The 26872-nt window shown below is 54.0% G+C and carries 29 protein-coding genes; 10 read left to right on the plus strand and 19 right to left on the minus strand.

Annotated features, from left to right (window positions below):
• Positions 1-106: 106 nt before the first annotated feature.
• From QZJ86_RS05845 to QZJ86_RS05855, 3 genes are read left to right on the plus strand one after another with little or no spacing between them, the layout of a single operon-like run.
• The gene (locus QZJ86_RS05845) at positions 107-1144 is read left to right on the plus strand and encodes a YjgN family protein (protein ID WP_301937221.1); all 1038 of its coding nucleotides are present in this window, start codon (positions 107-109) and stop codon (positions 1142-1144) included.
• Positions 1145-2158, plus strand: coding sequence for a M48 family metallopeptidase (locus QZJ86_RS05850; protein WP_301937223.1), 1014 nt, complete (start codon positions 1145-1147; stop codon positions 2156-2158).
• A gap of 51 nt (positions 2159-2209) precedes the next feature.
• Positions 2210-2617 (plus strand): Dabb family protein, encoded by a 408-nt coding sequence (locus QZJ86_RS05855; protein ID WP_301937225.1) that lies wholly within the window; start codon positions 2210-2212, stop codon positions 2615-2617.
• A 47-nt stretch (positions 2618-2664) separates the two neighbouring features.
• On the opposite strand, the gene QZJ86_RS05860 is transcribed toward QZJ86_RS05855, so the two are convergent.
• The 10 genes from QZJ86_RS05860 to amrB form a co-directional block, all read right to left on the minus strand.
• Positions 2665-3222: a cytochrome b gene (locus QZJ86_RS05860; RefSeq protein WP_301937227.1), complete on the minus strand. Its 558-nt coding sequence runs from the start codon at positions 3220-3222 to the stop codon at positions 2665-2667.
• 130 nt (positions 3223-3352) lie between these two features.
• A complete protein-coding gene (locus QZJ86_RS05865) occupies positions 3353-3982 on the minus strand; it encodes a bifunctional 4-hydroxy-2-oxoglutarate aldolase/2-dehydro-3-deoxy-phosphogluconate aldolase (protein WP_301937228.1) in 630 nt (209 codons plus the stop codon).
• 60 nt (positions 3983-4042) lie between these two features.
• Positions 4043-4771 (minus strand): phospholipase D family protein, encoded by a 729-nt coding sequence (locus tag QZJ86_RS05870; RefSeq protein WP_301937230.1) that lies wholly within the window; start codon positions 4769-4771, stop codon positions 4043-4045.
• Between the two features lie 73 nt (positions 4772-4844).
• Complete coding sequence (gene gnd / locus QZJ86_RS05875) at positions 4845-6290, minus strand: decarboxylating NADP(+)-dependent phosphogluconate dehydrogenase (protein WP_301937232.1); 1446 nt, start codon at positions 6288-6290, stop codon at positions 4845-4847.
• 90 nt (positions 6291-6380) lie between these two features.
• A complete protein-coding gene (gene edd, locus QZJ86_RS05880) occupies positions 6381-8201 on the minus strand; it encodes a phosphogluconate dehydratase (RefSeq protein ID WP_301937233.1) in 1821 nt (606 codons plus the stop codon).
• 97 nt (positions 8202-8298) lie between these two features.
• On the minus strand, positions 8299-9129 hold the full coding sequence (locus tag QZJ86_RS05885; protein WP_301937236.1) for a methyltransferase domain-containing protein: 831 nt from the start codon (positions 9127-9129) through the stop codon (positions 8299-8301).
• Between the two features lie 154 nt (positions 9130-9283).
• On the minus strand, positions 9284-9994 hold the full coding sequence (gene pgl / locus QZJ86_RS05890) for a 6-phosphogluconolactonase (protein WP_301937237.1): 711 nt from the start codon (positions 9992-9994) through the stop codon (positions 9284-9286).
• A gap of 30 nt (positions 9995-10024) precedes the next feature.
• Entirely contained in the window at positions 10025-11491 is a 1467-nt protein-coding gene (zwf, locus tag QZJ86_RS05895) for a glucose-6-phosphate dehydrogenase (RefSeq protein ID WP_301937239.1), read from the minus strand.
• Positions 11492-11695: 204 nt separating this feature from the next.
• Positions 11696-12253, minus strand: a complete 558-nt coding sequence (gene amrA / locus QZJ86_RS05900) for an AmmeMemoRadiSam system protein A (RefSeq protein ID WP_301937241.1) — start codon at positions 12251-12253, stop codon at positions 11696-11698.
• Complete coding sequence (gene amrB, locus QZJ86_RS05905) at positions 12240-13019, minus strand: AmmeMemoRadiSam system protein B (protein ID WP_301937243.1); 780 nt, start codon at positions 13017-13019, stop codon at positions 12240-12242. The genes amrA and amrB overlap by 14 nt, the downstream gene beginning before the upstream one ends.
• 153 nt (positions 13020-13172) lie before the next feature.
• Here amrB and amrS point away from each other — a divergent pair, with 153 nt between their 5' ends.
• The 6 genes from amrS to QZJ86_RS05935 all read left to right on the plus strand — a co-directional run bounded on the left by amrS (position 13173) and on the right by QZJ86_RS05935 (position 17920).
• On the plus strand, positions 13173-14255 hold the full coding sequence (gene amrS / locus QZJ86_RS05910; RefSeq protein WP_301937245.1) for an AmmeMemoRadiSam system radical SAM enzyme: 1083 nt from the start codon (positions 13173-13175) through the stop codon (positions 14253-14255).
• A gap of 271 nt (positions 14256-14526) precedes the next feature.
• A complete protein-coding gene (locus tag QZJ86_RS05915; RefSeq protein ID WP_301937246.1) occupies positions 14527-15393 on the plus strand; it encodes an OmpA family protein in 867 nt (288 codons plus the stop codon).
• 22 nt (positions 15394-15415) lie between these two features.
• On the plus strand, positions 15416-15964 hold the full coding sequence (locus QZJ86_RS05920; protein ID WP_301937248.1) for a V4R domain-containing protein: 549 nt from the start codon (positions 15416-15418) through the stop codon (positions 15962-15964).
• Positions 15965-15996: 32 nt separating this feature from the next.
• Positions 15997-16410 carry a roadblock/LC7 domain-containing protein gene (locus QZJ86_RS05925; protein ID WP_301937249.1) on the plus strand — a complete coding sequence of 138 codons (414 nt, stop codon included), beginning with the start codon at positions 15997-15999 and terminating at the stop codon, positions 16408-16410.
• 23 nt (positions 16411-16433) lie between these two features.
• Positions 16434-16877 (plus strand): roadblock/LC7 domain-containing protein, encoded by a 444-nt coding sequence (locus QZJ86_RS05930; protein ID WP_301937251.1) that lies wholly within the window; start codon positions 16434-16436, stop codon positions 16875-16877.
• A gap of 98 nt (positions 16878-16975) precedes the next feature.
• Positions 16976-17920: a hypothetical protein gene (locus QZJ86_RS05935; RefSeq protein ID WP_301937253.1), complete on the plus strand. Its 945-nt coding sequence runs from the start codon at positions 16976-16978 to the stop codon at positions 17918-17920.
• Between the two features lie 52 nt (positions 17921-17972).
• Here QZJ86_RS05935 and QZJ86_RS05940 read toward each other — a convergent pair whose 3' ends face one another.
• The 9 genes from QZJ86_RS05940 to QZJ86_RS05980 form a co-directional block, all read right to left on the minus strand.
• The gene (locus tag QZJ86_RS05940; protein ID WP_301937255.1) at positions 17973-18656 is read right to left on the minus strand and encodes a Fe2+-dependent dioxygenase; all 684 of its coding nucleotides are present in this window, start codon (positions 18654-18656) and stop codon (positions 17973-17975) included.
• Between the two features lie 3 nt (positions 18657-18659).
• Positions 18660-19370, minus strand: coding sequence for a PepSY-associated TM helix domain-containing protein (locus QZJ86_RS05945; RefSeq protein WP_301937257.1), 711 nt, complete (start codon positions 19368-19370; stop codon positions 18660-18662).
• A gap of 102 nt (positions 19371-19472) precedes the next feature.
• On the minus strand, positions 19473-21665 hold the full coding sequence (locus tag QZJ86_RS05950; RefSeq protein WP_301937259.1) for a TonB-dependent receptor: 2193 nt from the start codon (positions 21663-21665) through the stop codon (positions 19473-19475).
• A 71-nt stretch (positions 21666-21736) separates the two neighbouring features.
• Positions 21737-22159: an ExbD/TolR family protein gene (locus QZJ86_RS05955; RefSeq protein ID WP_301937261.1), complete on the minus strand. Its 423-nt coding sequence runs from the start codon at positions 22157-22159 to the stop codon at positions 21737-21739.
• Positions 22159-22920: a MotA/TolQ/ExbB proton channel family protein gene (locus tag QZJ86_RS05960; RefSeq protein ID WP_301937263.1), complete on the minus strand. Its 762-nt coding sequence runs from the start codon at positions 22918-22920 to the stop codon at positions 22159-22161. The genes QZJ86_RS05955 and QZJ86_RS05960 overlap by 1 nt, the downstream gene beginning before the upstream one ends.
• A gap of 4 nt (positions 22921-22924) precedes the next feature.
• Positions 22925-23716 (minus strand): energy transducer TonB, encoded by a 792-nt coding sequence (locus QZJ86_RS05965; protein ID WP_301937265.1) that lies wholly within the window; start codon positions 23714-23716, stop codon positions 22925-22927.
• Positions 23717-23795: 79 nt separating this feature from the next.
• The gene (gene hemP, locus QZJ86_RS05970) at positions 23796-23987 is read right to left on the minus strand and encodes a hemin uptake protein HemP (RefSeq protein ID WP_301937267.1); all 192 of its coding nucleotides are present in this window, start codon (positions 23985-23987) and stop codon (positions 23796-23798) included.
• A gap of 37 nt (positions 23988-24024) precedes the next feature.
• Positions 24025-24306, minus strand: a complete 282-nt coding sequence (locus tag QZJ86_RS05975; RefSeq protein WP_301937268.1) for a hypothetical protein — start codon at positions 24304-24306, stop codon at positions 24025-24027.
• 414 nt (positions 24307-24720) lie between these two features.
• Complete coding sequence (locus QZJ86_RS05980) at positions 24721-25383, minus strand: DUF2076 domain-containing protein (RefSeq protein WP_301937270.1); 663 nt, start codon at positions 25381-25383, stop codon at positions 24721-24723.
• Between the two features lie 315 nt (positions 25384-25698).
• Here QZJ86_RS05980 and QZJ86_RS05985 point away from each other — a divergent pair, with 315 nt between their 5' ends.
• Positions 25699-26871 carry a cytochrome-c peroxidase gene (locus QZJ86_RS05985; protein WP_301937272.1) on the plus strand — a complete coding sequence of 391 codons (1173 nt, stop codon included), beginning with the start codon at positions 25699-25701 and terminating at the stop codon, positions 26869-26871.
• Position 26872 lies beyond the last annotated feature (1 nt).

Raw genomic sequence — 26872 nt, forward strand, 5'->3', positions numbered from 1 at the left:
AAAGCCGATTTGGCGCGCTTGCCTGTTGGTTAGCGACTGATGTTTTTGCTAGATACTGGTCATGCACTATGCTTAGCCAGGATAAAACCTACAAAAGGAGAGAGAAATGGTAGAGCAACAGCGTCGGCAGCTTCAATTCAGCGGTAGCGGCGGCGAGTATTTTCGAATCTGGATCGTCAATGTTTGCCTGAGTATTGTTACCTTGGGCATTTATTCGGCTTGGGCCAAGGTGCGCCGCAACCAGTATTTTTATCGGCATACGACCCTGGCTGGCGCTGGTTTCGATTATCACGGCGAGCCGAAAGCCATCCTGAAAGGGCGGATCATCGCTTTTTTGATGTTTGCCGCTTATTCGCTGGTTGGGCGATTCGATCCGCTGGCAGGGTTCGTGATTCTGGCCTTGATTATGCTGTTGATGCCCTGGCTATTGGTCCGCTCGCTGCGTTTTAGATTGCATAACACCAGCTATCGCGGCTTACGCTTCGCTTTTCACGGTCATTCCAGTCAAGCGTACATCAATTTTCTGTTGTGGCCTTTGCTATCCGCTTTGACATTGGGGTTATTGGTGCCCTTGGCCCAGCAACGCATGGCCCGTTACACTCGCGATAACAGTGCGTACGGCAGCGCTTTTTTCAAATTCTCGGCGGGTGTGTGGGCTTATTACAATATTTACCTGATGACCGTGTTGCTTGGCATATTGATCTTTGTCGCCCTGATGGCTGTCACCGTCTTATTAGGGAGTAGTGGGTTGATTCCGGTGGAAGCCGATCAGTTGCGGGCCATGAGTCTGTTGATCGCCGCCGTCGGCACTTATCTAGCACTGTTCCTGATCGCTTATCCTTATGTCGCCGCTCGATTGCAAAACTTGCTTTGGAATAGTACCTCATTGGGTGCGCATGGCTTTTCCTCGTATGTTAAAGGGCGGGAGATGGTGGGCATCATGCTCGGTAATGTGTTGTTGATCGTATTAAGCTTGGGTCTTTATAAACCGTTTGCCGACATTCGTTTGGCGCGGTATCGCATTCAACATATCGAATTGCTGGCAAACGGCAGCATCGACGAGTTCGTCGCGGGTCTGCAAAGCCAAGCCTCGGCGGCAGGCGACGAAATGGCCGACATGTTCGATTTCGATATCGCCTTGTAAATGCGGGTCGCCGCGGTTTACTACGACGGTCGGCAAGCTCGGCCGCATCCGGTCACCCTCTGCGTGGAGGGCGATAAGCTGTTGTTGCAGGGCAAGGATATTGCCCGACGCGATGCCTTGGCGACACTGAATATTCAACCGCCGCTTGGCAATACCCCGCGCTTGATCTTGTTCGCCGATGGCGGTCGATGTGAAGTGGCCGATAGGCAAGGCTTTGCGGACATGTTGCCGCGAGACGCCGGTAGCGCGGTGTCCACCATGGAAAATAGCTGGCTGTACGCGCTGGCGGCTTTGTTGATAACCTTGGGCTTGGTTGCCGGCGCTTATATATGCGGTCTACCTTATGCGGCGCGCGTGGCGGCTGACCGAGTGCCGGTTTATCTGCTGGCGCAGATGGATAACCAGTTTTTCGCCAGTTTCGACGAAACCTTATTAAAGCCCAGCGCGTTACCGGCCGAGCGCCGGCAAGCGATTTGGGATCGCTTGCAACACTTATCTTTACCGCCGGGTGCTGCTAAACCCGAGCGGATCGAATTTCGCGATAGCCCGGAATTGGGAGCCAATGCCTTCGCATTGCCGGGCGGTAGCGTGATCGTGCTCGACGACTTGGTGAAATTGGCGGATAACGACGAAGAAATCATCGCGGTACTGGCGCACGAGATGGGACATATCGCCGCAAAGCATGCCCTGCGGCAGATGTTACAGGCTTCCGTAGTGGGCTTGGCGATGACTTGGTACATAGGCGATGTCAGCAATCTGCTAGCCGCCGGGCCGACCATCTTGCTGGAAACCCGTTATTCCCGCGATTTCGAACGCCAAGCAGATAGCTTCGCTGCCGAGCTGTTGCGTGCCAACGGCATGCCGGTTAGCCGGCTAGCCGACATGTTGCAGAAACTGGAAACGGCACATCGGCCGGATGAACTTATAAAATCGGCACAAACGGCGAGTACGCTGGATTATTTATCCAGCCATCCCAATACCGAGGAAAGGATCAAGCGCTTGCGCGGGATGTAAAATGCCGCACGGTTATTATTTTTATTCAATGTTCATCAGGAGCAAACCATCATGAAACGACTTTATTCCGCGGCGTTGGTCATATTACTGGCGGTCGGCGGAACCAGTCATGCCAGTGACGCCCAAGCCGAATCCGACGATCGCAAAATTCACCATCTGGTCGTCGTCTGGCTGAAACAGGCTGGCGACGAAAAACTGCGGCAACAATATATCGAAGAGAGCAAGCGCTTGGCCCAATTACCGGGAGTGTTGGCGTACCATGTCGGCACCCCGGCCGCCATCCAGCGTGGGCATGCCAACGCCGCGCTGGATGAAAGTTATGACGTGGCGGTATCCAGCGTTTACGAAAACCGGGAGGCGTATGAGGCTTTTTTGAAAAATCCCGAGTATTTGCGGGTGGCGCAACAGGTATTGCGGCCTTTAGTGGATAAATACAAGGTCTACGATTTTAGCGAATGAGCATGGCGAACCGGTGCCGGGCCATGAGGTTCAGCACCGGTTGGATGTTAGTCGCGGTTTAGTTTCGACGCCGGCCGCATATGACTTAAGGTGTTGTCCCGCTGCACATAATGATGATACAAAGCCGCCAGCACATGTAAGCCGATCAGATAGTAGCCGATTTCACCGACCGTTTCGTGGATTTCCTTGAGCCATTCGGCCAAGTCTTTGTTTTCCGCGATCAATGCCGGCAGCTGAAGTCCAAAGAACGGAATCGGTTTGCCGGCCGCACTTAACAACAACCAACCCGCCAACGGCATAAACAACATCAGCACATAAAGCAGCAGATGAGCCACGTGCGCGGAGGTTTGTTGCCAGGCGGGCGGTTCCGGGGATATGGCTGGCGTCGGCCCCAGTAAACGGAACGCCAGTCTCGGCAAAACCAGCACTAACACCGTCAAGCCCAACATAAAATGCAGTGCCTTCAAGGCTTCGCGAGGATCGCTGCCTTTGGGAAACAATCCTTTCAGCTCGATACAGGCATACACGGCCGCCAGTAAGACAAACATCAGCCAGTGCAAGGCGATAGTCATGGTGCTATAGCGTTCGCTTGAGCGTTTCAGCATCGTCGAAAACTCCTTAATATTTAATGTTTGCCAAGCAGGCAAGTCGCCGTTTTATGCTCGGCGAACTTGTCGTGTCAGGCGCGGCCGGATGGTCCAATATTTTAAGCGAGTACGGGGCCGACCCGGTTGCCTATTTTTTTAACGCAGCGGCTACCGCCGCACGGCGGGTGATTTCAGCCCAATCACCGGCATCGACCAGATCGGCTGGCGCCATCCACGAGCCGCCGACGCAGGCGACGTTGCTCAAAGCCAGATATTCCGGGGCGTTTTTTGGATTGACGCCGCCGGTCGGGCAAAAAGTCACTTGTGGCAACGGCCCGCCGATGGATTTCAGCATTGGGATGCCGCCGGCAGCTTCGGCCGGGAAGAACTTCATCGCGGTGATACCTTTATCCAGCAGGCGCATTACTTCGCTGGGCGTAATCACGCCGGGTAGCAACGGCACGCTGGTTTCCAGCGCTGCTTCCAGCAGGTTGTCGGTGACGCCGGGGCTGACGATGAATTCGGCGCCGGCATCGATAGCGGCATGCAGGGTCTTAACGTTGATAATGGTACCGGCGCCGACGATTGCGCCAGGTACTTCGGCTTTGATGCGGCGGATCGCATCCAACGCTACCGGGGTGCGCAGGGTGATTTCCAGCACTTTCAAACCGCCCTCGACCAGCGCGCGAGCCAGCGGCACGGCTTGTTCCAGGTTGTTGATGACCATTACCGGCATGACGGGGGAGGTGGTCATGACTTCTTTGATTGATACTGACATTTTCTTTTCCTGTTTATTATAGTTATTGGTAATTCGTGGCTGTGACGGGAACTCGGCTATTTAAAGTTTAAGGTTTTCCGGCCAAAGAAAGTAAGGGCCAAATTTTGGACTCATTCGGAATTCGCCGCCAATTTCTTTACCTTTAGCGGTCAGGTAGTGTTTTCCGTCCTTAAGCTCAAGATAACTGGCAGATACTAACTTTTCAATAAACTCATTAGTTTTAATGCTGAGTTTTTGCGCCAGCTTAGACGTGGTGAGTTTTCCACTTGTATCCTCAGATTCATTTTTAGTTCCAGATTCTGACTCTTTGCTGGCATCTGGTTTTGAATCACCCTTGTTTTCAATCCTCTCAAGCGTAATTCGAACTTCCTCGCTGATTCGGATGATGCGCTGTGCTTCTTCATAGGCGTCTTTATACAAATCAGCATCATCCGAGCGGCGTATCAGCACACCCATCTCGTTATTGTTGATTTGACTAAATTCGTACAGATTAAGACTAGTGATGATGCACAGCTCTTCATTCAGATAGCATTTGGCATGTAAGTTCTTGCAAAAACTGGTACGAATATAAGTTAGTTCTTTGAGCCAATTGATTTCTTCTGGTTGTAACTCGCTTTTTCCGTAAACAATTCGAACATCGATTTTTAGACGGTTTTTATCAGCGAGTAGCTCTTTCATCCTGTCATTTAGTTTAAGGAATGGGCTAATCAGAATTAATCGGTCTTTGGCATCTTTGATTAGTTCTTCGAGAAAGTAATTTGTAGCGCTCGTGTTTAAAAATTTTGCCATTGAACTCTTCTTTTCGTTTGATTAGCTAATCGGATTACGTGAAAACGAAGTAAGCCCGTTCCCAGTTTAGCCCCTAAACCGTATAGGTCGTCGATGCGGTTTTGCCGCCGTGGCCGGTCCAGTCGGTATGGAAAAACTCGCCTCTGGGCCGGTCGGTGCGCTCATACGAGTGCGCGCCGAAGTAATCCCGTTGTGCCTGCAGCAAATTGGCGGGCAGTCTTTCGGTGCGATAGCCGTCGAAATAGGCTAATGCCGATGAGAATGCCGGCGTCGGAATACCCAGTTGGATGCCCAGGATTACGGCTTGGCGCCAGCCTGCTTCGGCCTGCTTCATCGCGTTAATAAAAAAGTCAGCCAACAGCAGATTTTCCAGGTCGGGGTTTTGCTCGTAAGCCTGTTTGATGTCGTTGAGGAATTGGCTACGAATGATGCAGCCACCGCGCCACATCAACGCGATGTCGCCGTAATTCAGCTCCAGATGGTATTCCTTGGCCGCTTCGCGCATCAGGCGAAAACCTTGCGCGTAAGAAATGATTTTCGAGGCATACAAGGCCTGACGAATAGCCTCGATCATCGCTGTTTTGTCGCCGCTAAAACTGGTGTTGGTTTTAGGTAAAGCTTTGGCTGCTCTGACACGCTCATCTTTTTGCGCCGATAGGCAACGGGCAAACACCGATTCGCCGATCAGCGTCAGCGGGATGCCTAAGTCCAGCGCATTGATGCCGGTCCATTTGCCGGTGCCTTTTTGGCCGGCGGTATCGAGAATGCTGTTCAACAAGGGCTGGCCGTTGTCTTCTTTGTAAGCCAGGATGTTGGCGGTGATTTCGATCAGATATGAGCTTAATTCGCCTTGATTCCACTCGGCAAAAATGGCCTGCATTTCGTCGGTGCTGAGTCCCAGGCCTTCCGAGAGCAGTTGATAAGCTTCGCAAATCAGCTGCATATCGCCATATTCGATGCCGTTATGCACCATCTTCACGTAGTGGCCGGCGCCGTTATCGCCAACCCACTCGCAGCACGGATCGTCATTGACGTGGGCGCTGATCGCCTGAAAAATCGGTTTGACGGCCGGCCATGCCGCTTTGTTGCCGCCAGGCATGATCGACGGTCCGTTTCTGGCGCCTTCTTCGCCGCCGGAAACGCCGGCTCCGACGTAGAGCAGGCCTTTTTCTTGCAAATACTGGGTACGGCGATTGGTGTCGGTGAACAGCGAGTTGCCTCCGTCGATGATGATGTCGCCGGCCGACAGCAAGGGCAACAGGTCTTCGATATATTGATCGACCACCGTGCCGGCTTTGACCATCAGCATCACCTTGCGCGGCGATTCCAGACTGTTCACCAGTTCTTCCAGTGTATGGCTGCCGATCACGTTGGTGTTTTTCGCAGGGCCGTCCAGGAACTCGTCGACTTTGCTGGTGGTGCGGTTGTAAACCGCCACCTTGAAGCCGTGGTCGTTCATATTCAGAACCAGGTTCTGCCCCATTACCGCCAGACCGATTAAACCGATATTTGCTTTCATGTTCGCCTTCTGTAAACGTTGTCGTTACTGGGATGTTAAGCAATACCGCCGTTAGACTGCATTGCTAAATCGCGTTAAGTTTCAGTCAAATCAATCGACGAAAAACAAATTGGTCGCGCCGGTTTCCGCGGTGGAGGCCTGTGCGCGCATCGCGCCGAACAGTTCCCGGCCCATGCCGAAATGGTGGCCAGTGGCGCTGTTGGCGGCCGGTACTCGGGCATCGAATTCGGCTTGGTCGACTTGCACGTTGACTTCGCCGGTTTGGGTGTTCAGCACGATGAGGTCGCCGTCGCGGACTTTGGCCAGCGGGCCGCCGTCTATACATTCCGGCCACATATGGATCGCCGAGGGTACCTTGCCGGAGGCGCCGGACATGCGGCCGTCGGTGACCAGCGCCACGTGAAAGCCTCGGTCTTGTAATACGCCCATGACAGGGGTCAGCTTATGCAATTCCGGCATGCCGTTGGCTTTCGGCCCCTGGAAGCGCAATACCACGATCACGTCTTTTTCCAGCTCGCCACGTTTGAAGGCGGCGACCACGTCCAATTGATCGTCGAATACCATGGCCGGCGCGGTGACGACTTGGTGTTTTTCGGCGACGGCGGATATTTTCGAGACGCCGCGACCCAGGTTGCCGTGCATCACATGCAGACCGCCGCCGGTAGCGAAGGGTTGTGCCACGCTGCCGACCACTTCCGGATCGAGCGAACTGCTTGGGCCGGGTTGCCATTGCAATTGGCCGTTGTCCAGCGTCGGCACCTGGCTGTATTGCGCCATGCCGCGTTGATCGCCTATCGTCAGAATATCGCCGTGCAGCAAGCCATGGTCGAGCAGTTCCTTGATCAACAGGCCCATGCCGCCGGCGTTATGGAACTGATTGACGTCGGCCGGGCCGTTTGGATAAATCTTGGTCAGCAGCGGAATGATTTTCGACAGTTTATCGAAGTCGTCCCAATTAATGATGATGCCGGCGGCGCGGGCGATAGCGATCAAATGGATGGTATGGTTGGTCGAACCGCCGGTGGCCAGCAAGCCGATAATCGCATTGATAATGGCTTTTTCGTTGACGACGTGGGCGATAGGCCGGAAGTCGTTGCCCATCGCGGTGAATTTCAATACCTGTTTGGCGGCGGCCTTGGTCAGTTCCTCTCGTAGCGGGGTGTAAGGATTGACGAAGGAACTGCCGGGCAAATGCAGGCCCATGATCTCCACCATCATCTGGTTACTGTTGGCGGTGCCGTAGAAAGTGCAGGTGCCGGGGCTGTGATAGGACTTGGATTCCGATTCCAGCAGCTCTTTTTCGCCGATCTTTCCTTCGGCGAATTTTTGCCGGGCGCGGGATTTTTCCTTGTTGGAGATGCCGCTGGGCATCGGACCGGCCGGCACGAATACCGCCGGCAGATGGCCGAAGCTTAGCGCGCCGATCAGCAGGCCAGGCACGATTTTGTCGCAGACGCCCAGGTACAGCGCGGCGTCGAACATGTTATGGCTTAAACCAATTGCGGTGGACATCGCAATCACATCGCGGCTGAATAATGACAGTTCCATACCGGGCATGCCTTGGGTCACGCCGTCGCACATGGCCGGCACACCGCCGGCAAACTGGGCAACACCGCCGGCTTCGCGGACCGCTTGTTTGATCAGGGCCGGATAATCCTTATAGGGCTCGTGGGCGGACAGCATGTCGTTGTAAGCGGAAATAATGCCGACATTGGCCTTGGGACCATGGGACAGTTCGTCTTTTTCGACGGCGGAGCACACAGCAAAACCGTGGGCCAGATTGGCGCAAGGCAGTTTGCCGCGTTGCGGGCCTTGAGCGATCGCCGCGTCGATGCGGGCCAGATAGGCTGCTCGGCTTTCGCGGCTGCGTTCCACCACGTCAGCGGTGATTTTTTCTAATATCGGATGCATGATAGTTCCTGATTCTTTGGTTAATGACTCGCAAATGTTTGGCTGACTTTGCGGGCTTGGCTAAAGGTTAAATGGGGTATGAATAGAGGCGATTCGGTTAATCGGCATGTTCCAAAACCATCCAAAAACTAAGCCAGCTGAGTTCTTCTTTGGGAACGTCCCGAAAGTCTTCGGCAAGATAAGGCTTGATGGTGTCGATTTTTTCGAGGCTCAGTGTTTCGTTCGGTGCCAGGTGCGTGATCGATAAGCGAGCATTGTTGGCCGCTTGTACATATTTATTGACTCGCCATCGATTGGGAAAACCTTTGTGAGAATACATCAATCGGTAGCTCGCGTTCGACCAGGTCAGAAAATCGAAAGGCTGGTACCGGTCCAGGCCGTGGCTTTTTAAATCGACTTTATGAATCGATTTTCCGCCGGGTTTTAAAGCATTTTTAATATCCAAAAAGGTCGCGTCCAAGTCGTTGACGTGTTCTAAGACAGCTCTGGATATAATCAGATCGTATGCGTTCGTTTTGCCCGATAAGCCGCTGTTCGTGACCGAATACTCAATCACATTTCGGTTAAAGCCGCTCTCAGGACTGCCGGCGACATTGAAAACATTCATTGCTCTTTGCTTTTCATCGCCGGCAAGACGATTGATCAAGGCTTGGTAGACCAGAATGTTCTTTTCACTGATCTTATTCAACGGGAAACGGTCGACACAGTGTATGGTTTTCGCGCCGTAGGCATGGAACAGTAGCGCCACGCCGAGAATATCGCCGGGACCATATTCCAGAACGGTTTTCTCCGACAGGTAAGCCTTGAATCCCGCTTCGTCCAGGCCAAGTTGTTCACGATAATCCTGGCAACATTGGTAGAAATAGTCGGCGACCTCGTCACTGTTGCCTTCGCCTTCACCGCGACCCGTTTGCGCAGTGATTCGCACATAAAAGCCAGGCAAGAATCTGGCTAATTGGTTCGAAAGCGTTGCTTTTACGAACAGGAGTACATCTTTTTTAATATTTTCGGTATACAAAGCGTCTCCTGATGAATCGATAATGTTATGTCGATAGACGTATTTCAAAGCTACCGATACTGCTCTAAGGCGCCCAATATAACTCCAACGGCACTTGTTCCTGTTGTAGCAAGGCGCGGATCGGCATGTCTTCCACAGGCCCTGCTTGCTGGGCCTGGCTGAATACTGCCAATTTGTCTTCGCCGGTAAACAGAATAATGATGCGTTCCGATTTCAGCAGGCCGTTGCGGGTCAAGGTCAGTCGCTCGGTGTTGGGACCGGTCACTTCGCTTTGCACGGCGCTGATGGCCGCCGTCAGTTGTTGATTTTCTTCGCTGAGCGCTTGGGCTAAACCCTCGGCATGCGGAAACAGCGAGGCGGTATGGCCATCGTTGCCCATGCCGACGATGCTCAGCGTAAACGGCTGCAGCAGTTTGGCGTAACGGCTTTCGGTTTCGGCTTGGCCCTGCGCGGCAGTAGCCGCCAGGGTTTTCATGCCGGTGAATTCAACGTTTTTGGCGTTGTTGATCAGCAGGCTGCGGCGAATTAAGGCTTCGTTGCTGGCGCTGTGTTGATCGTCCACCCAGCGTTCGTCTACTAACGCTACCTTGATTTTTTTCCAATTCAGATCGGATTTTGACAAGGCTTCGTAAAGCGGGGCGGGAGTGGTGCCGCCGGACACCAATAGCGTGGCCTGGCCGTGTTTGCTGACTGCTTCGGACAAAACATCCTGGCATTCGGCGACCAGTGCGGTAAACAGGTGACTGCGTTGTTCGAAAAAAAATTCTCTAACCATGATCGTTATTCTCGTGATGGATACAGATGATTACTCTTCCCAGGCCCGGCCGTCGCGAGCCAATAATGCCACGGAGGCAATCGGCCCCCAGCTGCCGGCTGGGTAAGATTTTGGAGCGCTGTGGCTGTGCGCCCAGGCGTCTTGGATCGAGTCGACCCAAGTCCAGGCCTGTTCGATTTCCTCGCGGCTCAAAAACAGGGTCGGATTGCCGCGCAGGGCTTCCAGAATCAATTTTTCGTAGCCGCCGAAGATACTGTTTTTCTTGAAGGTTTCCGAAAAGCTCAAGTCCAGCTTGGTTTGTTGCAATTTGATGTTGCCGTCTATGCCGGGCACTTTGTTCAGCATCACCACGTCCACGCCTTCATTGGGTTGCAAATGGATCACCAGTTTGTTGGCCGGCAAATCGCGGAAGCTGTCCTTGAAGATGTTATGCGGCAATTGCTTGAAGTTGACGACGATCTCGGTGCGCTTGTTAGGCATGCGTTTGCCGGTGCGCATATAAAACGGTACGCCCGCCCAACGCCAGTTGTCGATGTCCACCCTAATCGCCACGAAACTTTCGGTAGTGCTTTCCTTGTTGGCGCCTTCCTCTTCCAGATAGCCAGGGACGGCCGCGCCTTTGATGAAACCGGCCGTGTATTGGCCGCGCACAGTTTTTTCCTCGACATTGCGCACGGTGATCGGCCGTAAAGCTTTCAATACCTTGATTTTTTCCATGTGGATGCTTTCCGCTTCCAGGTCGGCGGGCGGTTCCATCGCCACGAACGTCAGAATTTGCAGCAAATGGTTTTGCAGCATGTCGCGGAGCTGGCCAGTCTTGTCGAAATAATCCCAACGGCCTTCGATACCGATGTCTTCGCCGACCGTGATCTGGATGTGATCGATAGTGTTGTGGTTCCAGTTGGTGGTGAAAATCGAGTTGGCGAAACGCAAGGCCAGCAGGTTCAATACCGTCTCTTTGCCCAGGTAATGATCGATCCGATACACCTGATCTTCGTGGAAGACGTCGGCCACCACGTCGTTGATTTCTTTCGAAGACTTTAAGTCGTGGCCGATGGGTTTTTCCATCACCATCCGCGATTCGGCGTTCAGCACGCCGCAGCTTTGCAGGCCTTGGCAGATGGCTTTGAACAGGAACGGCGCCACCGCGAAATAGTTGACCATCACCCGTTTCTCGGGTTCGACCACATCATGCAGTTGTAGGTATTGTTCCGGTTGAGTCAGGTCTATTTTTAAATACGACAGTCGTTTGGACAAGCGGCCCCAGATTTCGTCGTCGATAGGCTTATTTAAAAACGAGTTCAGGCTGTTATGGGCAATTTCGACAAAACCGGCGCTGGTTTCTTCCAGACGGTCGACGCCGATGATGCGGGTGTCCGGTTCCAGTAATTTGGACTTTTCCAGTCGATACAGCGAGATCAACAACTTTCGTTTCGATAAATCGCCCAATGCGCCGTAAATCACCAGGTCGCAGGGCTTGTAATTGTGGTTTTTCATTAGTGATACCAGGAATGAAGAAGATGTTTGATCGGCTTTGGCTGTTGATTGCAGAACATGGAAAAAAGCGCATGTTGCGAAATATTCCAGGCCAGGATCAGTCGAAAATGCCGCCATTATAATGTTCGTTGCCGGCTACGAACAAGATCAAAGGCCGCTAGGGCCGATATTGCTTGGGTTTTCGAGGCTGGGAACGGCTCTGAATCAGCCGAACATTTCGGTGGTATAGCGATAGGCTTGGAGGGTATCGGACCAGTAAGAAGGGGGTAAACCGGCTTTTTGTTTAAGGTGTTTTAAGAATTCGGAAGGTTCGGGCAAGTCGTCCCACACCGAGGGCAGGAAAGTGCCGCGCCGGCCTCCTTCTTGCAGAATCACGCCGTCGATGCCTGGACGCAGTTGCGAGATTAGATCGGCTTCTGATGTAAAGCCGATTGCTTCGGTGGGGCTGAGTACCGAGATATGCAAATCAAGATCGGCGAGTTCGTCGGCGGCCAAGGGCGGAAAGCGCCGATCTCGAAAGGCAGCGGCAAAGGCATTTTCGGCCACATCTTCCGCCAACGGCCGCAGCGCTTCCAGCATGCCAATGCAGCCGCGCAACTGGCCGCGGCGTTCCAGCGTGACAAAGGTCGCGCGAACTTGGCAGAGTTCGGTCGGATAGTCGTCAAGATCGATGGCTAGCGGCCGGCCGGTTTGCAGGCCGTGGGCTATGGACTGCCGGGCCAGTGCCAGTAATTGGTTTTGCTGTGCTTTAGTCAACGACATAGGCGCCATACCCCACGACTTGTTGTTTATCGCCGGCAGTGTCGCCGGAGTTGCGCAGATCGATAGTTTTAATCGATAGACCTTTCTGTCTCAACAATTTCAATAAGCCGTTGACCGGCACTTTGCCGCAAGCGGCTTCGCCGCAAATTTCCTCGTATTGCAGTTGCTCGATCAAATGGCTGGTGGCCTGATCCAGACGTTTGGCGGTGGCGTAGTCATGATAATGACTGAGGTCGGAACTAATCACCAGCAAGGTTTCATCACCGCCCCACAGCAGGTCCAGCACCTGGCAAACCTGCTCGGGACTGGCGTCGCCGGCCACGATCGGCACCAGCGTGAATTGCTGCAAGACTTCCTGTAAAAACGGCAGATGCACCTCCAGGCTGTGTTCCAGGGTGTGAGCTTGCTCGATATATTCGACAAACGGTAATTTCAGCAACTCGTCTATGGCGGCTCTGTCTACTTCGACATCGCCGAGAGGGGTGCTGTAGGCGTGGGTTCGGCTGACAGCCAGACCGCGAAAGGCCACGCGGTGCGAGGGGCCGATCAATACCACGCGATGGATAGTAGCGGCGGCCGGCTTTAAGCGGGCATAAGCCGTGGCGGCTACCGGACCGGAATAAATATAACCGGCGTGCGGAACGATCATGGCCTTGGGAACTTTGCCGTCCGGGGCTGCGTCGTTTAGATATTGGGCAACAAGCTGATGCAGCTGTTGGGGATGGGCAGGATAAAACCGTCCTGCGACGGCGGGTTTTCTGTTCATGCGCTGATCCTTTTAGAGTTGTAATACGATCAGATGCCGGGGTGGTAACGGCGGACACAAAAAACTATTCCCGCGCTTACCTAGGGTTTATTCTACTGTGAACTGCTGCACATCACGACCAGATTTTTTGCATAGGGTTCAAGGAGTTTCATCATGACTACATTTTTGAGCGCCGATACCGTGACCACCCGTTACTGGCATGTGTTAGACGATGGCAAGGTGCAATGCGACCTGTGTCCACGCTTTTGCAAATTGCACGAAGGCCAGCGCGGATTGTGTTTCGTCCGCCAAAACCTGGAGCAGCAAATCGTGATGACCAGTTATGGTCGTTCCAGCGGTTTTGCCATCGATCCGATCGAAAAAAAGCCCTTGAATCATTTTTTGCCCGGCACGCCGATTTTCTCGTTCGGCACCGCGGGCTGCAATCTGGCCTGTAAATTCTGCCAAAACTGGGACATCAGTAAATCCCGAGAAATGGACACTTTGATGAGCCGCGCCGCGCCGGATGCGATTGCCAAAGCAGCATTGGAACATGGCTGCAGCGGCGTCGCTTATACCTATAACGATCCGGTGGTATTTCACGAATACGCGATCGACACCGCGCAGGCCTGCCGGGAATTGGGTTTGAAATCGGTGGCGGTCACCGCCGGTTATGTCTGCGCCGAGCCGCGCGCCGAATTTTATCGCTACATGGATGCTGCCAATGTCGATTTAAAAGCCTTCACCGAGGATTTTTACCACAAAATTACCGGGGGCCACTTACAGCCGGTGCTGGAAACCTTGCAATATCTGAAACACGAAACCCAGGTCTGGTTCGAATTAACCACGCTGCTGATACCCGGTGAGAACGATTCCGAAGCCGAACTGGAAGCGATGACGCAATGGGTGGTGGAGCGTCTGGGGCCGGATGTCCCCATGCATTTCACCGCATTTCATCCGGATTGGAAAATGACCGATAAACCGCACACACCGACAGCGACTTTATTGATGGCGCGCGATATTGCCTTAAAGAATGGCGTGCGTTATGCGTATGTCGGCAATGTCCACGACAAGGCGGCGGAAAGTACCTATTGCCATCACTGCGGCGAATTGCTGATCGGTCGGGATTGGTATGTGTTGTCGGATTGGAATCTGGACTCGGCCGGTCATTGCCGGTTTTGCGGTACGCCATGCGCCGGCGCGTTTAATCCGCGCCCCGGCGATTGGGGAGCAAAGCGGCAGGCCGTGAGATTTTAAGGTTCGCGTAAACGATTTTGGTTTTTTTGTGTGCCAGTTCACATCAATTTTATTTCCAGTCTAAAATTCAGTATGCTGGGCGTGCCGAATCCGGATGGCGCAAATCGTTGAGGGTGAGTTTGTTTAAGTTCTCCCGGCCCCATCGCGATTGCGCCCAGAATGCCCTGAACTTGTTTCATAACGTGAAATAGTGGCAGACAAGATTATCCATTTTGAGCCGCTTGGATTTAACAGACACCCAAAAAGATATTTTCAACTTTAGGTTAGGCGTATGAAAAAAACACGATCTCTCGATCGCGATGGCTTGGATGGCATTCTTCAGACTGCAATTAAACCTCAACCCAAAGCAGATAATCAGCAAGCCAATTCAGATAAACCGCAAGCTAAATCGGTGCGCGGCAAGGTCGCCTGGTTGCTGACCGGTTTGGGAGCCTTACTGGCGGGCGGCGTTTTGCTAAAGGTTCTGACGCAAAATCCCCCCTCGGATGCCCCGGTCGCGGCGAGCGGCCAGTCAACCGCACCCGCACTGGCGTCGTTAGATCAGCGGACTGGCCCATCCACCGTGTTGGCGCAGTCTGAGCCGGCCCGCGATGTTGGTGCCAATCAAGCCGCGGCGGAATCGCCCCGAACAGAGCTTGCCAACGCTAACCCGGACAATTTGCACGCCAATGAAGCGGTGGCAGGCCAGACATCTTCAGTCAAGCAGGGGCCGGCGGAGTCCTCTGGGATTCCCGGACTGCCGACCGAACCTACCTCAGCCGGCGTAAAAAAATCACCGGATACGGCGACTGAACCGGCGCTCGCCAAGGCACTGTTTACCGTGCGGTTTAAATTCGATTCCAGTAAATTGGCGCCTATGGCGCAGGCCGAATCCACCGAACTGATCAACGCGGCCAAGGCCTGTCAAGGTCGGATTAGCCTGGTCGGGCATACCTGCAATCTGGGCCCTGACGCCAGCAATGTGCAATTAGGCCGCGCGCGGGCAAACGCCTTGAAAAAATGGCTGGTCGGCAATGGCATTGCCGCCGAGCGCATCGTCACCGCCTCGGAAGGCATGCGTAAACCGGCCTCGCCCAACGATTCCAAGGCCGGACAAGCGCTTAATCGCCGGGCCGAGCTGTATTGTCTGGACCATTAACCGAATAACAAGAGGATTCGCCATGATACAAAATACCAAGTCTGACTATCAGATCGCTCAGCAGCAAATTCTCGACGGCATTATTTCCGGCGAGTTCGATATTGAAAACCGCCGGGATCTAGGGCCGTTGATCCCGATTCGCTTGTTTCAAGCCTTGCGGATGGTCGCCTTGGGTTCCAACGTCGAGGATATTCTGGGGCAGGGCGCGCCTTCGTTGGTCTATCATTCCGGTCAGAGTCTGGGGTTGGCGATGGGGCAGATTGCCGCGGCCAATATCGATAAAGATCTGGAAACCTATGTCGGTAAGATCAAGCTGCTGTGCCGGCAGCTCAGCATCGGTTTGGTGGTGCCTGACAAAGTGGATCTGGACGCCGGCGTGCTGGAACTGCGCGTCGACGAATGCGTATCTTGCGCCGGTATTCATCACGTCTCCGCGCCGATTTGCCATTTCGAGGCCGGCATGGTGGGCGGCATCGTCAGAACTTTTTTCAATCGTAACGTCAAGGCCACCGAAACCAAGTGCAATGCGCTGGGCGACAAAACCTGTTTAATTCGCGTCGATTTACTGTAGGCAGATTATAAAAACGATTTCAGGAGTGCAGCATGAGCAGTAATGTCCAATTTCTCGATCCCCGCAAATCCCAAAACAGCGAGATAGATTCTATCTTGCGCAATCTGATGAGCATCCAGGGGGTATCTGCCGCCGCGATTGTCGACAGCGACGGTTTTGTCACCCATATTCACCGCGATTTCGAAATCAACACCGATGCGATCGGCGCTTCCGTGCAAGTCGTGTTCGGTGCGGCCGCCAAAGCGGCGCAGCATGTCGGTCATCATTCGACCAATATGGTAATTTGCGAAAATTCGGAAGGTTATATTTTGTCGACGCCGATCGAAGCGGGTTTTATCTTGGCCTTGGTGACCCAACGCGAGGCGCTGTTGGGTCGGGTACGTTTCGAATTGAAAGAAACCATTCCGGTGTTGAAGAAATTGTTCACCAGCTATCTGTCGAATTGACAGCGCCCGCTTAGAGCCACGATATGCATTGGTTTGAATCGCAGTTGGCCGAGCTGGACAGGCTTGCCGAAGAATATCTGGCGGCGCAACGGCAACCCGGCGCCGACATCGTCAATGTCAGCGAAGCGACCCGGCTGAAGCGCGCGAAATTTATCGACGCGGTGCAAGAGCTGGTCGATCAAGTCGTCAAAGTCAACGGGATAGGCGCTTGCGCAGCCTATCACGACGGCTTGATTCTCGCTAGGTCGGCCGACACGCCGAACATCGATGCGTTCGGCGCGATTATTCAGGAAACCATACGCGCCGCGCAACAGGGCAAGATTTCTTTAGGCTTGGGCGATATCGAACAAATCGTCATCGTCGGCGCTGACAACAAGCTGGCGATGCTCAGCGTCGGGCCGATCATCCTTTGCATTTCCAGTCCCAAGGACGTCAATTTGGCATCTGTGTTGAGTCAGGTTAAGTAATCGGCAGCTTATCAGTCAGCCATGGTATGGTTAACGGCTACTGGAGCAACGATCACAGGGATGGCGGGTTTGCTTAATTTCCAAAGTAGGCACGGGCCATGACCACGACTAAAAAACTCAAATGGCTGTTAGTACTGGTGCTGATTTTCGGCGGATTTACGCTGTATAAATTTTTTGAGGGGCTTGCCCACAATCCGGTCTATCAAGCATACGAATGGATATTCAAAATCGTTTCGGAATTTGGCCTGTTTGTATCCGTTATCGTTTCGGTGGGTTATTTTCATCATTGGTTTATCGCGGCCGAGGAACACAAAGAAGCCGACATCAGCTTGCGGGAGACGCTGAGCCAGTATGTCGACAGCATTTTGCTGAATTCCGTTAAACGCGGGTTTTTGGGGATTACCAATAAAGAGTTCGATTTTAGCCAGATCATGCGCGGGCTAAAACCGGGGGATTATGTCTATTGGCTGATTACTTTCGATCCCCGTTTTAAAAACAAATCGCGGGAACTGGAAAATGCCATCAAAACCGGCGTGCATTTCAGAATACTGATTTTGCAAGCCGATTGTCGCAGCGGAGAATTGCGCGCCGAAGAAACCAACGGTTTTAATCCGCACGAATTTAATGAATATTCCAAACTATTCAAAGTATCGCTGGAAGATGTCATTAGCCGTATAGACGACACCATCACCGGCACTTTGGGCGTGTTTGTCTATGACGGTCTGCCCAGCCTGCCGCTGTTTACGATTATTCGGAAGGAATCCAGGAAGGTGGAGGTTTATAACAGCTTTTATCTGACCGAGCCGGTCTCGAAAATGCCTTATTTGCATTGGGAAACCGAGCTTAAATCAGGCAATCATGAGTTGTTCGAATCCGATCATTGGAATATGTCCGATCTGTTTCTCGACTATTTTAAAAAACGCTGGGAAATGGAAAAAGCTAAATTCAACCCGGCAACCGAAAGCGATGACAATAAGACTTTTCTCTATGCGCCGAGTTTGGCCAGAGATAAGTGCCTTGGCTTATTTGCCGAGACCAAATAAGCGCTTAGCCGGGAGGGGAATGCTTTTCTGCCCGCCCGACTTCTGGGCGCCATTAAACATCCGCCCACATCCGGAGCAGGTTGTGATAACAGCCGGTCAGGTTGACGGTCGGGGCGCTGTCGCCCTGGGTGTTACGCAATTCCAGGATAGCCATATCCATATCAAACAGTACGCGGCGGCGCTCGGTTTCCCGCACCATGCTTTCCAGCCAGAAAAACGAGGCCAGCCGTGCGCCGCGCGTGACCGGTTCCACCCGGTGCAAACTGGAGCCTGGATATAACACCATATCGCCGGCCGCCAATTTCACCGCGTGTTCGCCGTAAGTATCTTCTATCACCAGTTCGCCGCCTTCATAACTGTCCGGGTCGGCTAGAAAGATCGTCGCCGACAAGTCGGTGCGCACCCGTTGGCCGCTGATTTGGCAATGGCGGATGGCGTTATCGATGTGATTGCCGAAGGTGTTGTGTGCGCCTGCGTAGCGATTGAACAAAGGCGGGAAAATCTTTTTCGGCAGCGCCGCCGACAGGAACAGAGGATTGCGGTTTAAGGCTTCCAGCAGGATGGCGCGGGCGGCGTGGCTTTGTTCGGTTTGCTCCGGCAATTGCCAATTGTTTTTCACTTGGGCGGACTGACTGCCGGCGGTGATACGGCCGTCCGCCCAAGGGGCGTCGGCCAATAGATCGCGGACTTGTTGCAGTTCCGATTGGGAGAGGACTTCGGGGATTTCGATCAACATGGCTTAACTCGCGATGGCTTGCAGGGCAAAAAACACCGTCAGGCTCATCGAACCCAAGCCCAAACCCGCAGCAGCAATACGATTGCCATGCAAGCGGGTCCACAGCAAGGTGCCAGTCAAGCTCAACAGCAGCAAGCCGCCGGCCAAAGTGTCCACCAGCAACACCCAGCCCACGCCCATGCCGGTGCCTTTATGCAGATTGTTTAGCGTATTCAACAGATTGGCTTCGCCTTGCTTGACGGTGACGAAGGCGTTGCCTTCCCAGTAGTCGGCGGACAACATCTTCTGCGGATTGCGGACGTTGATCTGCCAGGATGCCGGTTGCTGAACTGCTTGATTGTTCCAGGTCACGGTCTTGCCCGGTTCCTTGCGGATTTTGGCGTGGGAAGTATCGACGCTCAAGGACTGGCCCAGCCAAGCCGCCATCGCTTTCGGGTCCGTGGGGTGGGGCTCCGGCAGTGCCAGCTGAATTTCCTTTTGTTCCATCCGGCCAATCGGAATTTTCATGATGTCGCGGTGATTCATTAAAATGCCGGTAAAGCCGAACAACAGACCCAAGGCCGCGCCCCACAAGCCGAACCAGGCATGAGTGCGGCGTAGCCATTTCAGGAAGGCGCCGCGCGACAGGCTTTTCGGTAAAAATAGGTAACCACCGTTAGTTTTTTTGTGCGGGCGGTTGGCTGGCGTAATCAGTGGCTCGGTGGATGTATTCATAATCGATTAGTGAAATTATGGATTTGCGTATGGCTCCCATGGCTTGCACGGGATCTTATGCGGTAGGCCAGGGCAATAAGCGATGGCCTATCGCATTTTGGCTCAATATTTAAAGTTTACCGTCATCTGTCCCGACAAAGGCACGCCCGGCAAGGCCGAGTTTTGTTGGCCGGATTCGTAATAAACAGTATTGCCCAGGTTGAACACGTTCAGCTGCACGTCGTAATGCTTTTGATGATAAGCCAACACCGCATCCACCCGTGCGTAACCCGGAAGCACCGCTTCGTTGACGCTGTCGGCGTAGCGGTCGGTAGCGTAGAACACGCCGCCGCCCAGTTCCCAGTTGTCGGTCAGGCGATAGCTGGTCCAGGCCACGCCGCTATGCTTGGGCACGTTGACCGAGGTCATGCCTTGCAGGGATTTTAGTAAGCCGCTGATTTGGCCGGTCGCGGTGGTGGTGGATTTAACGATTTTTCCATCCAGGTAGGCATAGGTCAGCGAGACATCCCAGGCAGGTAGCACTTCGCCGGCTAGACCCAATTCGAAACCGTCGGTACGCTGTTCGCCGCCCAATACCTGTAAGGCGGTGTTGTTCGGGTCGGTGACACGAGCATTGTTTTTTTCCAGTCTAAACAACGCGCCGGTCGCCGACAATCGGCCGTTCAGGAAGTCGATTTTAGCGCCGATCTCGTAGTTGTTATTGGTTTCCGGCGGCAGATTGGCGTTGTTTGCCGACAGGCTGAGGCTTTCCGCCGATGGGTTGAACGAGTTGCCGTAACTGAAGTAATAGGACTGCGATTTGGTCGGTTGATAAACCAAGCCGCCACGTGGGCTCCATTGGGCGTCGCTACGGCTGAAATTGCCGGCGCTGCTTAGGCGGTCGAACTGTTGCGCATCGAAGACGTTGTAACGCGTGCCGCCTAGCAGCTTCCATTCCGGGGTCAGCTCGATCTGGTCCATCACATAACCGGCGTAATATTGAGCTTGGGTCAATCGATTGGTGGCCAGGGTACCTCCGAAATCGTAGGCCACCCCTCTACTGCTGGCGGTGAGCAGCGGATTGTAAACGGAGACGCGGTCGACGCCGGTCGAGTTTTTCGATTTGAAGTCGTAATCTTCCCAGCCGAATTCGCTACCGAACATCAAGGTATTGTTAAAGCCGAACAAGGGCTTTTTGTAAACAAAATCCGTCTGGTTATAGATGTTCTCCTGCGTATTGAGACGCAAGGCCTGGCTGCGGGCGATGCTGCCGGCATTGGCGCCGGTCAGGGCTGCTGCGCCGGAAAATAAATGCGTCAGATACTTACGCTCGTAATCGCCGTAACGCACGGTGTTTTTCACCGAGAAATCGGAATTGAAGCGGTGCGTTAGCGCGACAGTGGCGACGTTGACGTCGGTATCCATCATCCGGTTGTCGGTAAAGCCGTAAAAAGTGTTGATGGGTACGCCGGCGGGGCGGCCGTTGAACATCGGTACGCCGTAGTCGAATACGCCTTCTTCCTGTTGATGCAGCAAGTTCAGTGTCAGATCGGTATCCGGCGTCAGCTTTAGCGCAAACGACGGTGCGATGCCCCAGCGGTTGCTATAGTTGTAATCGCGGAACGAATCGGCATCCTGATACATCACATTTAAACGAGCCGACAGGTCTTGATAGGCGGTTTCCGCGTCGATGGCGGTGCGCTTGAAGTCGTACAAACCGTAGGTAAAGCTGCCGTTAACGCCGGTTTTTCCGGTCGGTTTTTTCGCCACCTGATTGATCACGCCGCCGGTGGCGCCGCGACCGAACAATACCGAGGAGGCGCCTTTCAAGACTTCGGCTCTTTCGATGAAGAAGGTGTCGCGGTTGTATTGGCCGTTGTCTTTGACGCCGTCCAGATATTGATCCGAGCTGGCGGCGAATCCGCGTAAGGTGATGGAGTCGCCGGTACGGCCGCCTTCGCCGGCGGCAATGGTCAGGCCGCTGACGTTTTTCAAGGCATCGCGTAAATTGAAAGCATTTTGCGATTCGATCAATTCCTTTTTCACCACGCTGACCGATTGCGGAATATCGCGAAGCGCCATTTCGGTTTTGCTGCCGGTGCTGGAGGTGTCGGCTTTGAATCGAGTGGTGTTATCGCGATTGGCTTTAACCTTGACATCGTTCAGAATCACTTCTTGTTCGTCGTCTACCGTAGCGTCTACAGGCGGCTCGGCGGCGAACGCCACTCCGCTTAACGCTGCGCCCAACGGCAATAATGCGCCCAGCCGCCATTTGGCGGTACCGGGCTTTTTAAGAGTTGAATTGTGAATCGACATAGAAATCCCCTTGGAATTAGCTTTTTAAAGTTGCTGGCTGCCTGGCGGGGATCGCTGGGTGGCTGGGTGGTTTAACGTTTTTGCGGTTCGGAAACGAAACCGATTTTGCTGACCCCGGCTTTGGCCGCATCCGCCAGGGTTTCGGCGACAAAGTGGTACGGTACGTTCTGATCGGCGCGGATATGCAGTTCCGGTTGCTGCGGCGACTGGGCGATTTCCGCCAGCCGTTGATTCAAAACGGTGCGGTTGATTGGTTCCTGATTCCAGAACAATTGGCCTTCGCCATTTACTGACAACGCTACCGGATCGTCGCTGGGTTGTTGCGGCACGCTGCTGGCCTTGGGCAGATCGATTTTCACCGCATGCGTCATCAGCGGCGCGGTGATCATAAAGACCACCAGCAGTACCAGCATCACATCGATTAACGGGACCATGTTGATTTCGGCGACGGTATGGCCGCCGCTCTTGTTTTGATCGAAGCCGCCGAATGCCATTATTGTTCTCCTGTTGCGTAAGCCAGTTCGGCGCCGGCGAAGGCGGCCAGCTTGGTTTGCGGCACGGTGGACGGATCGCTGGCGATGGTGGCGCCGGTGGTCAGGAAAGCAAACAGGTCATGGGCAAAGCCGTCCAAGCGGGCTAATAACAGGCGGTTACTGCGTACACAATCGTTATAAGCCAGGACCGCCGGAATCGCCACCGCTAAGCCTAAGCCGGTCATGATCAGCGCCTCGCCGACCGGGCCGGCGATTTGATCGAGGCCGCCCAGTCCGCCTTGGCCGATGTTGAGCAGCGCATGATAGACGCCCCAGACGGTGCCGAACAAGCCGATGAACGGCGCGGTGCTGGCGATGGAGGCCAGTGCGGTCAGGCCCCATTCCAGTTGCGCGGTTTCTTCGTCGATGACCCGGCGCATCGAGCGGGTCAGGAACTCGGCGGTCGAACCCGCCTGTTGCAGACCATGATTGCCGTGGCGGGCGTGATGTTGCGAGGCGGCCAGCGCGTGGCGGGTCAGGTTCGAGAACGGGTCCGCCTGGGTGCCATCGGCTAAGTGGCCGGCTACTTCGGCCAGCGTATCGCTGGCCCAGAATTTCTGTAGGAACAGATCGGCGCGGCGACGGACCTGGATGCCGTGCCAGGCCTTGACGACGATGAAATACCAGCTAGCTACCGACATGATCAGCAGCAAGCTGAACAGGAAGGCGCCGACACTGTCGGTTTGCGCCAGGAAATGGTCGAGACTTTGATTGAGTGCCATGATTTTATCCTTCGAGAGAGAATGAAACGGGAACCACGACCCAGGCGGAAACCACCTGTTCGCCGCGGCGAGCGGGGACGAAACGCCATTTTTGAACGGTTTCCTGGGCGGCTTGATCCAGGCGGTCGTAGCCGCTGGATTTACGCAACGTGACTTGTTCGACCTGGCCGTCGCTGTTGACTAGTACCCGCAGCAACACCTTGCCTTGCTCGCCAAGGTGCCGCGATGCGCTAGGGTAGGCCGGTGCCGGGTTGTTCAGATAATCGGCGTTCAGCTTGGGCAAAGTTATCGGCGCCGATGCGGCATCGCTGTTGTTTGTGGAATTTGGGCCCGGCGTTGGCGCCGACGGAGCGGCCGCAGCGGTGGGCGTTGGTTCGGAGCGCGGTGGTTCAGGTGTCGGGTCCAGTGCTGCAATGGCCGCTGGCGCGTTGCTGGCGGACGATAGCAAATTCGGTTGCTTCGCTGGTTTAGGTGGTGTTTTGGGTTTACTGACGGCTTTTTCCGGCAACGGCTTGGCTGGTTGTACGGGGGGCTTGGCCGGTGCTTGCTGCGTTTTGGCCTCGCCTATCCATTCCACCATGATAGCTTGCGGAGGGCTGACAGGCTCTTGCTTTTCGCTGTTCGGCATTAGACCGAACCAGGCTAAATGCAGGCCAAGCGCGATGATAAATCCCAGGCCGCGTTCGTTATATTCGGTTTTTTGTATCGTGGATATCGATTTATAAGGCCCTTCGCTGGATACGAAGCGCATGGGGGCCAGGCAGGTAAGCTGGCGAAAACTGGCGGTCGGTAACATACGGGCCTCTCGATCATCTTAACTAAAAACGATTGGCTGGCTACCGCGAGGTTGGCTGGCTGTTACTGGGTCTAGCGGTTTATTTGGTCAAAATTAATTTGCCGTTACTGGTAATGCGTAGGCGGTATTCGTCGCCTTGATGTTCGATGACGATTTCGTTTTGCGCACCGAACAGCAACTGGCTGTTGAGTCGCGGTCGGCCTTGCGGCAATTCCGGCGAGGTACCGGCCGTCGGCGCACGAGCTATCGGTGGATTTGACGGATTTTTCATAAGACTAAAAATGTTGACGAAGTCATGCCGGATCCGGTCAATGCGTGGCGGCCGGTTGTTGGCGGGCGTCTTTGCGTTCCAATAATAGACCGGTCACGGTTTGCCAGTGTTCCAGCAGTTGCAGGTACATGTCGCGGCTCGAGGCGCTATGTTCCAGTTCCGGATGGCTGAGCAGACGACTTAATTGCTGTACGATCAGGTGCGCCAATTTCGGGTTGTGATGGCCGTTGATGAATTGGGTCATTAACAAGCAGGTCGCGGCATGAATTTGCGCCACATCGCGGCCGTTCGCTAGGCTGATAGGGTTGTCTTCGAACATGATGACCTCGGATTGTTAAGGTTAGTAATAAATTGCCGCACACTGTTTAACTTAGGAGGCTGTGCAGGTGCGGCAAAGACAGCACGAGAGATGACTGTCTGATACAAATGATAATGATTATCATCTTTAAGTCAAGAATAGATTTCCAGGTCTGGATAATATTTAGGCAAGTGAATTTAGTGGGGGTGGCGTTTCACATGGGGAATCTTGCGTGAGTAAGGTTGAATTAGCTGGTGAGCTTTATCGAGGTGTTCGGCATTTGGACTTCGATTCCGAAGCGGTCGAGCGAATTAGTGTTTCAGATTTGGAAGGACAATTAACTTGAAGAGTCGGTAATCAATAGCGGGGGTAGCGGGATATGAGGGAGGGCAATCCGTTGCGATTGCCCTGGTTGTGAAGAAAATTCAGAGCGGATCAAATCCAATCCGATTCGTCGCTGTCGTCCGGCAAACTAAAGTCCGCGTCGCTAAACGAATAGTCGCCTTGATTGTGCTCGTCGCTAGCTTGCTGGATGGCGTCGTCGCCATAGTAGTTGTTGATCACGGTCTGTTCGGGCGCGGCGGCATGCTCGCCCAACGCCGATTGTCCCCAGGCGCTGGAGCCGCCATGGTGACCCATCAGATTTTCAATGCCCTGGAATAAAAACGAACCGGCCACTACGCCCGCCGCGGTGGTAGCGATATTTCCCAAAAAGCTGGAACCGCCGCCGTTGCCGCCGAAAAAACCGGCCGACTGTGGTTGAGCCGGCGCGCCTCTCGGGACTTGATAATTGCCGGCACCGGGCACGCCGCCGTTATTCGCCGCCGGCTGCGCCCAAGGGTCGCTACCTAAGAATCCGCCGCGTTGTGTGCCGGCGGCATTTTGTAACTGGTTCTGCAAATCGTTGATTTGCGCCTTGGCCGCGTTCAAGGCCTGGTCCTGCAATAAGGCCCTTTGCACCAGCAGATAAGCGGCATCCGGTTGCTTGGCGACCGCCTCTTGGATCAGCGTTTCGGCTTCAGTATCTTTCGCGCTTAATTTCACTTCGCTCAGTTGATTGAGAAATTGGCTGAGCTGGTTGCGTTCCTGTAAATTCATGTAATAACTCCTGCGGTGACAATGTAATCCGGCCTGAGGCCGGTGTTGGCAAAGACTTTGAATCGGATTTAAAGTTTCCTTGACAGTTGGGCCATCGGTGGAAATTTCAATACTTGGCATCGAAACTACCCGCATCACTCAAGACCCACCGGAAATCCGCGGAATTTTATTTTTTGCTTTAATGACTTACGCAGTAGGCATACAATCGGCGCCAGCGCTTATCCCATCCGGCGGATCGAGTATCCCAAGATGCCAATATTCGAATTGCGGTTATAGTTGCATTCGCGGCAGCTAGCCTAATTTCAGGAGGTGGTTATGCAATATGTTTGGCTGATCCTATTGGCGAGTTTATCCGCTGCGTTACGGGCGGACGAAACTAAACAACCGCCGGCTGCAAATCCACCGCCGCAGAGTGGCATTGTCGACGCGAACCACTTGCTAGGTTTACCGCCGGTGCCGATACCTCCCGATAACTCGCAAACGCCCGCCAAAATCGCCCTCGGCGACAAACTCTTCCACGACAAACGCTTTTCCATAGACGGCACTGTCAGTTGTTCCAACTGCCACGACAACAAAAAAGGTTTTACCGATAACCTGCCGGTTTCGGTCGGCAACAAGAGCCTGACCGGCACCCGCAACGCACCAACGCTAATCAACGCGGCATTCTATAAATCCCAGTTCTGGGACGGCCGCGAGCCGAGCTTGGAAGCCCAATCCAAGGGTCCGTTCGTCAACCCGGTGGAAGGCGGTTTGGCCAATCATCAACCGATACTGGATATTGTCCGTGCCGACGCGGAGTACCAAAAAGCCTTCAAGGACGTGTTCGGCGTGGCTGATCAGAAGGTGACGATGGACCATGTGTCCAAGGCGATCGCCAGTTTCGAACGTACCCTGGTGGCCGGCAACTCGCCGTTTGATCGCTTTTACTTCAAGGGCGACAAAACCGCTCTGAACGAACAACAACGGCGCGGCTTCAAACTGTTTCTGGAACAAGGCCGCTGCGTGTCTTGCCATATCATCGAACAGAATCAGGCGCTGTTCACCGACAGTCAGTTTCATAATATCGGCATCGGTATCAATGCCGTGCAACAAGGTATCACGCCTTTGGTGCAAGCCTTCCTCGATGCGAAAAGCAAGGGCGGCGATGTCGATAAAATCGTGTTGACCGATAAAAAGTCTTCCGAGTTGGGCCGCTTTGCGGTCAGTGATGCTGTGGCCGATATCGGCGCCTTCAAGACCCCGACCTTGCGCAATATCGCGCTGACCGCGCCGTATATGCACGACGGCAGTCTGAAAACCTTGAAAGAGGTGGTTGTGCATTACAACAACGGTGGCGTGACGCCGGCCGGCGCCAAGGTCAACGATTTTTTAAGCGGCGGCATCCGGCCCTTGAATCTGACCGATGCGCAAATCGATGACTTGGTGGCCTTCATGCAAGCCTTGACTAGCGCCCAATACGCCCAACCCACCGCTGCGGCGGCTCAATAAG

Source organism: Methylomonas montana, from assembly GCF_030490285.1.
GTDB lineage: Bacteria > Pseudomonadota > Gammaproteobacteria > Methylococcales > Methylomonadaceae > Methylomonas > Methylomonas montana.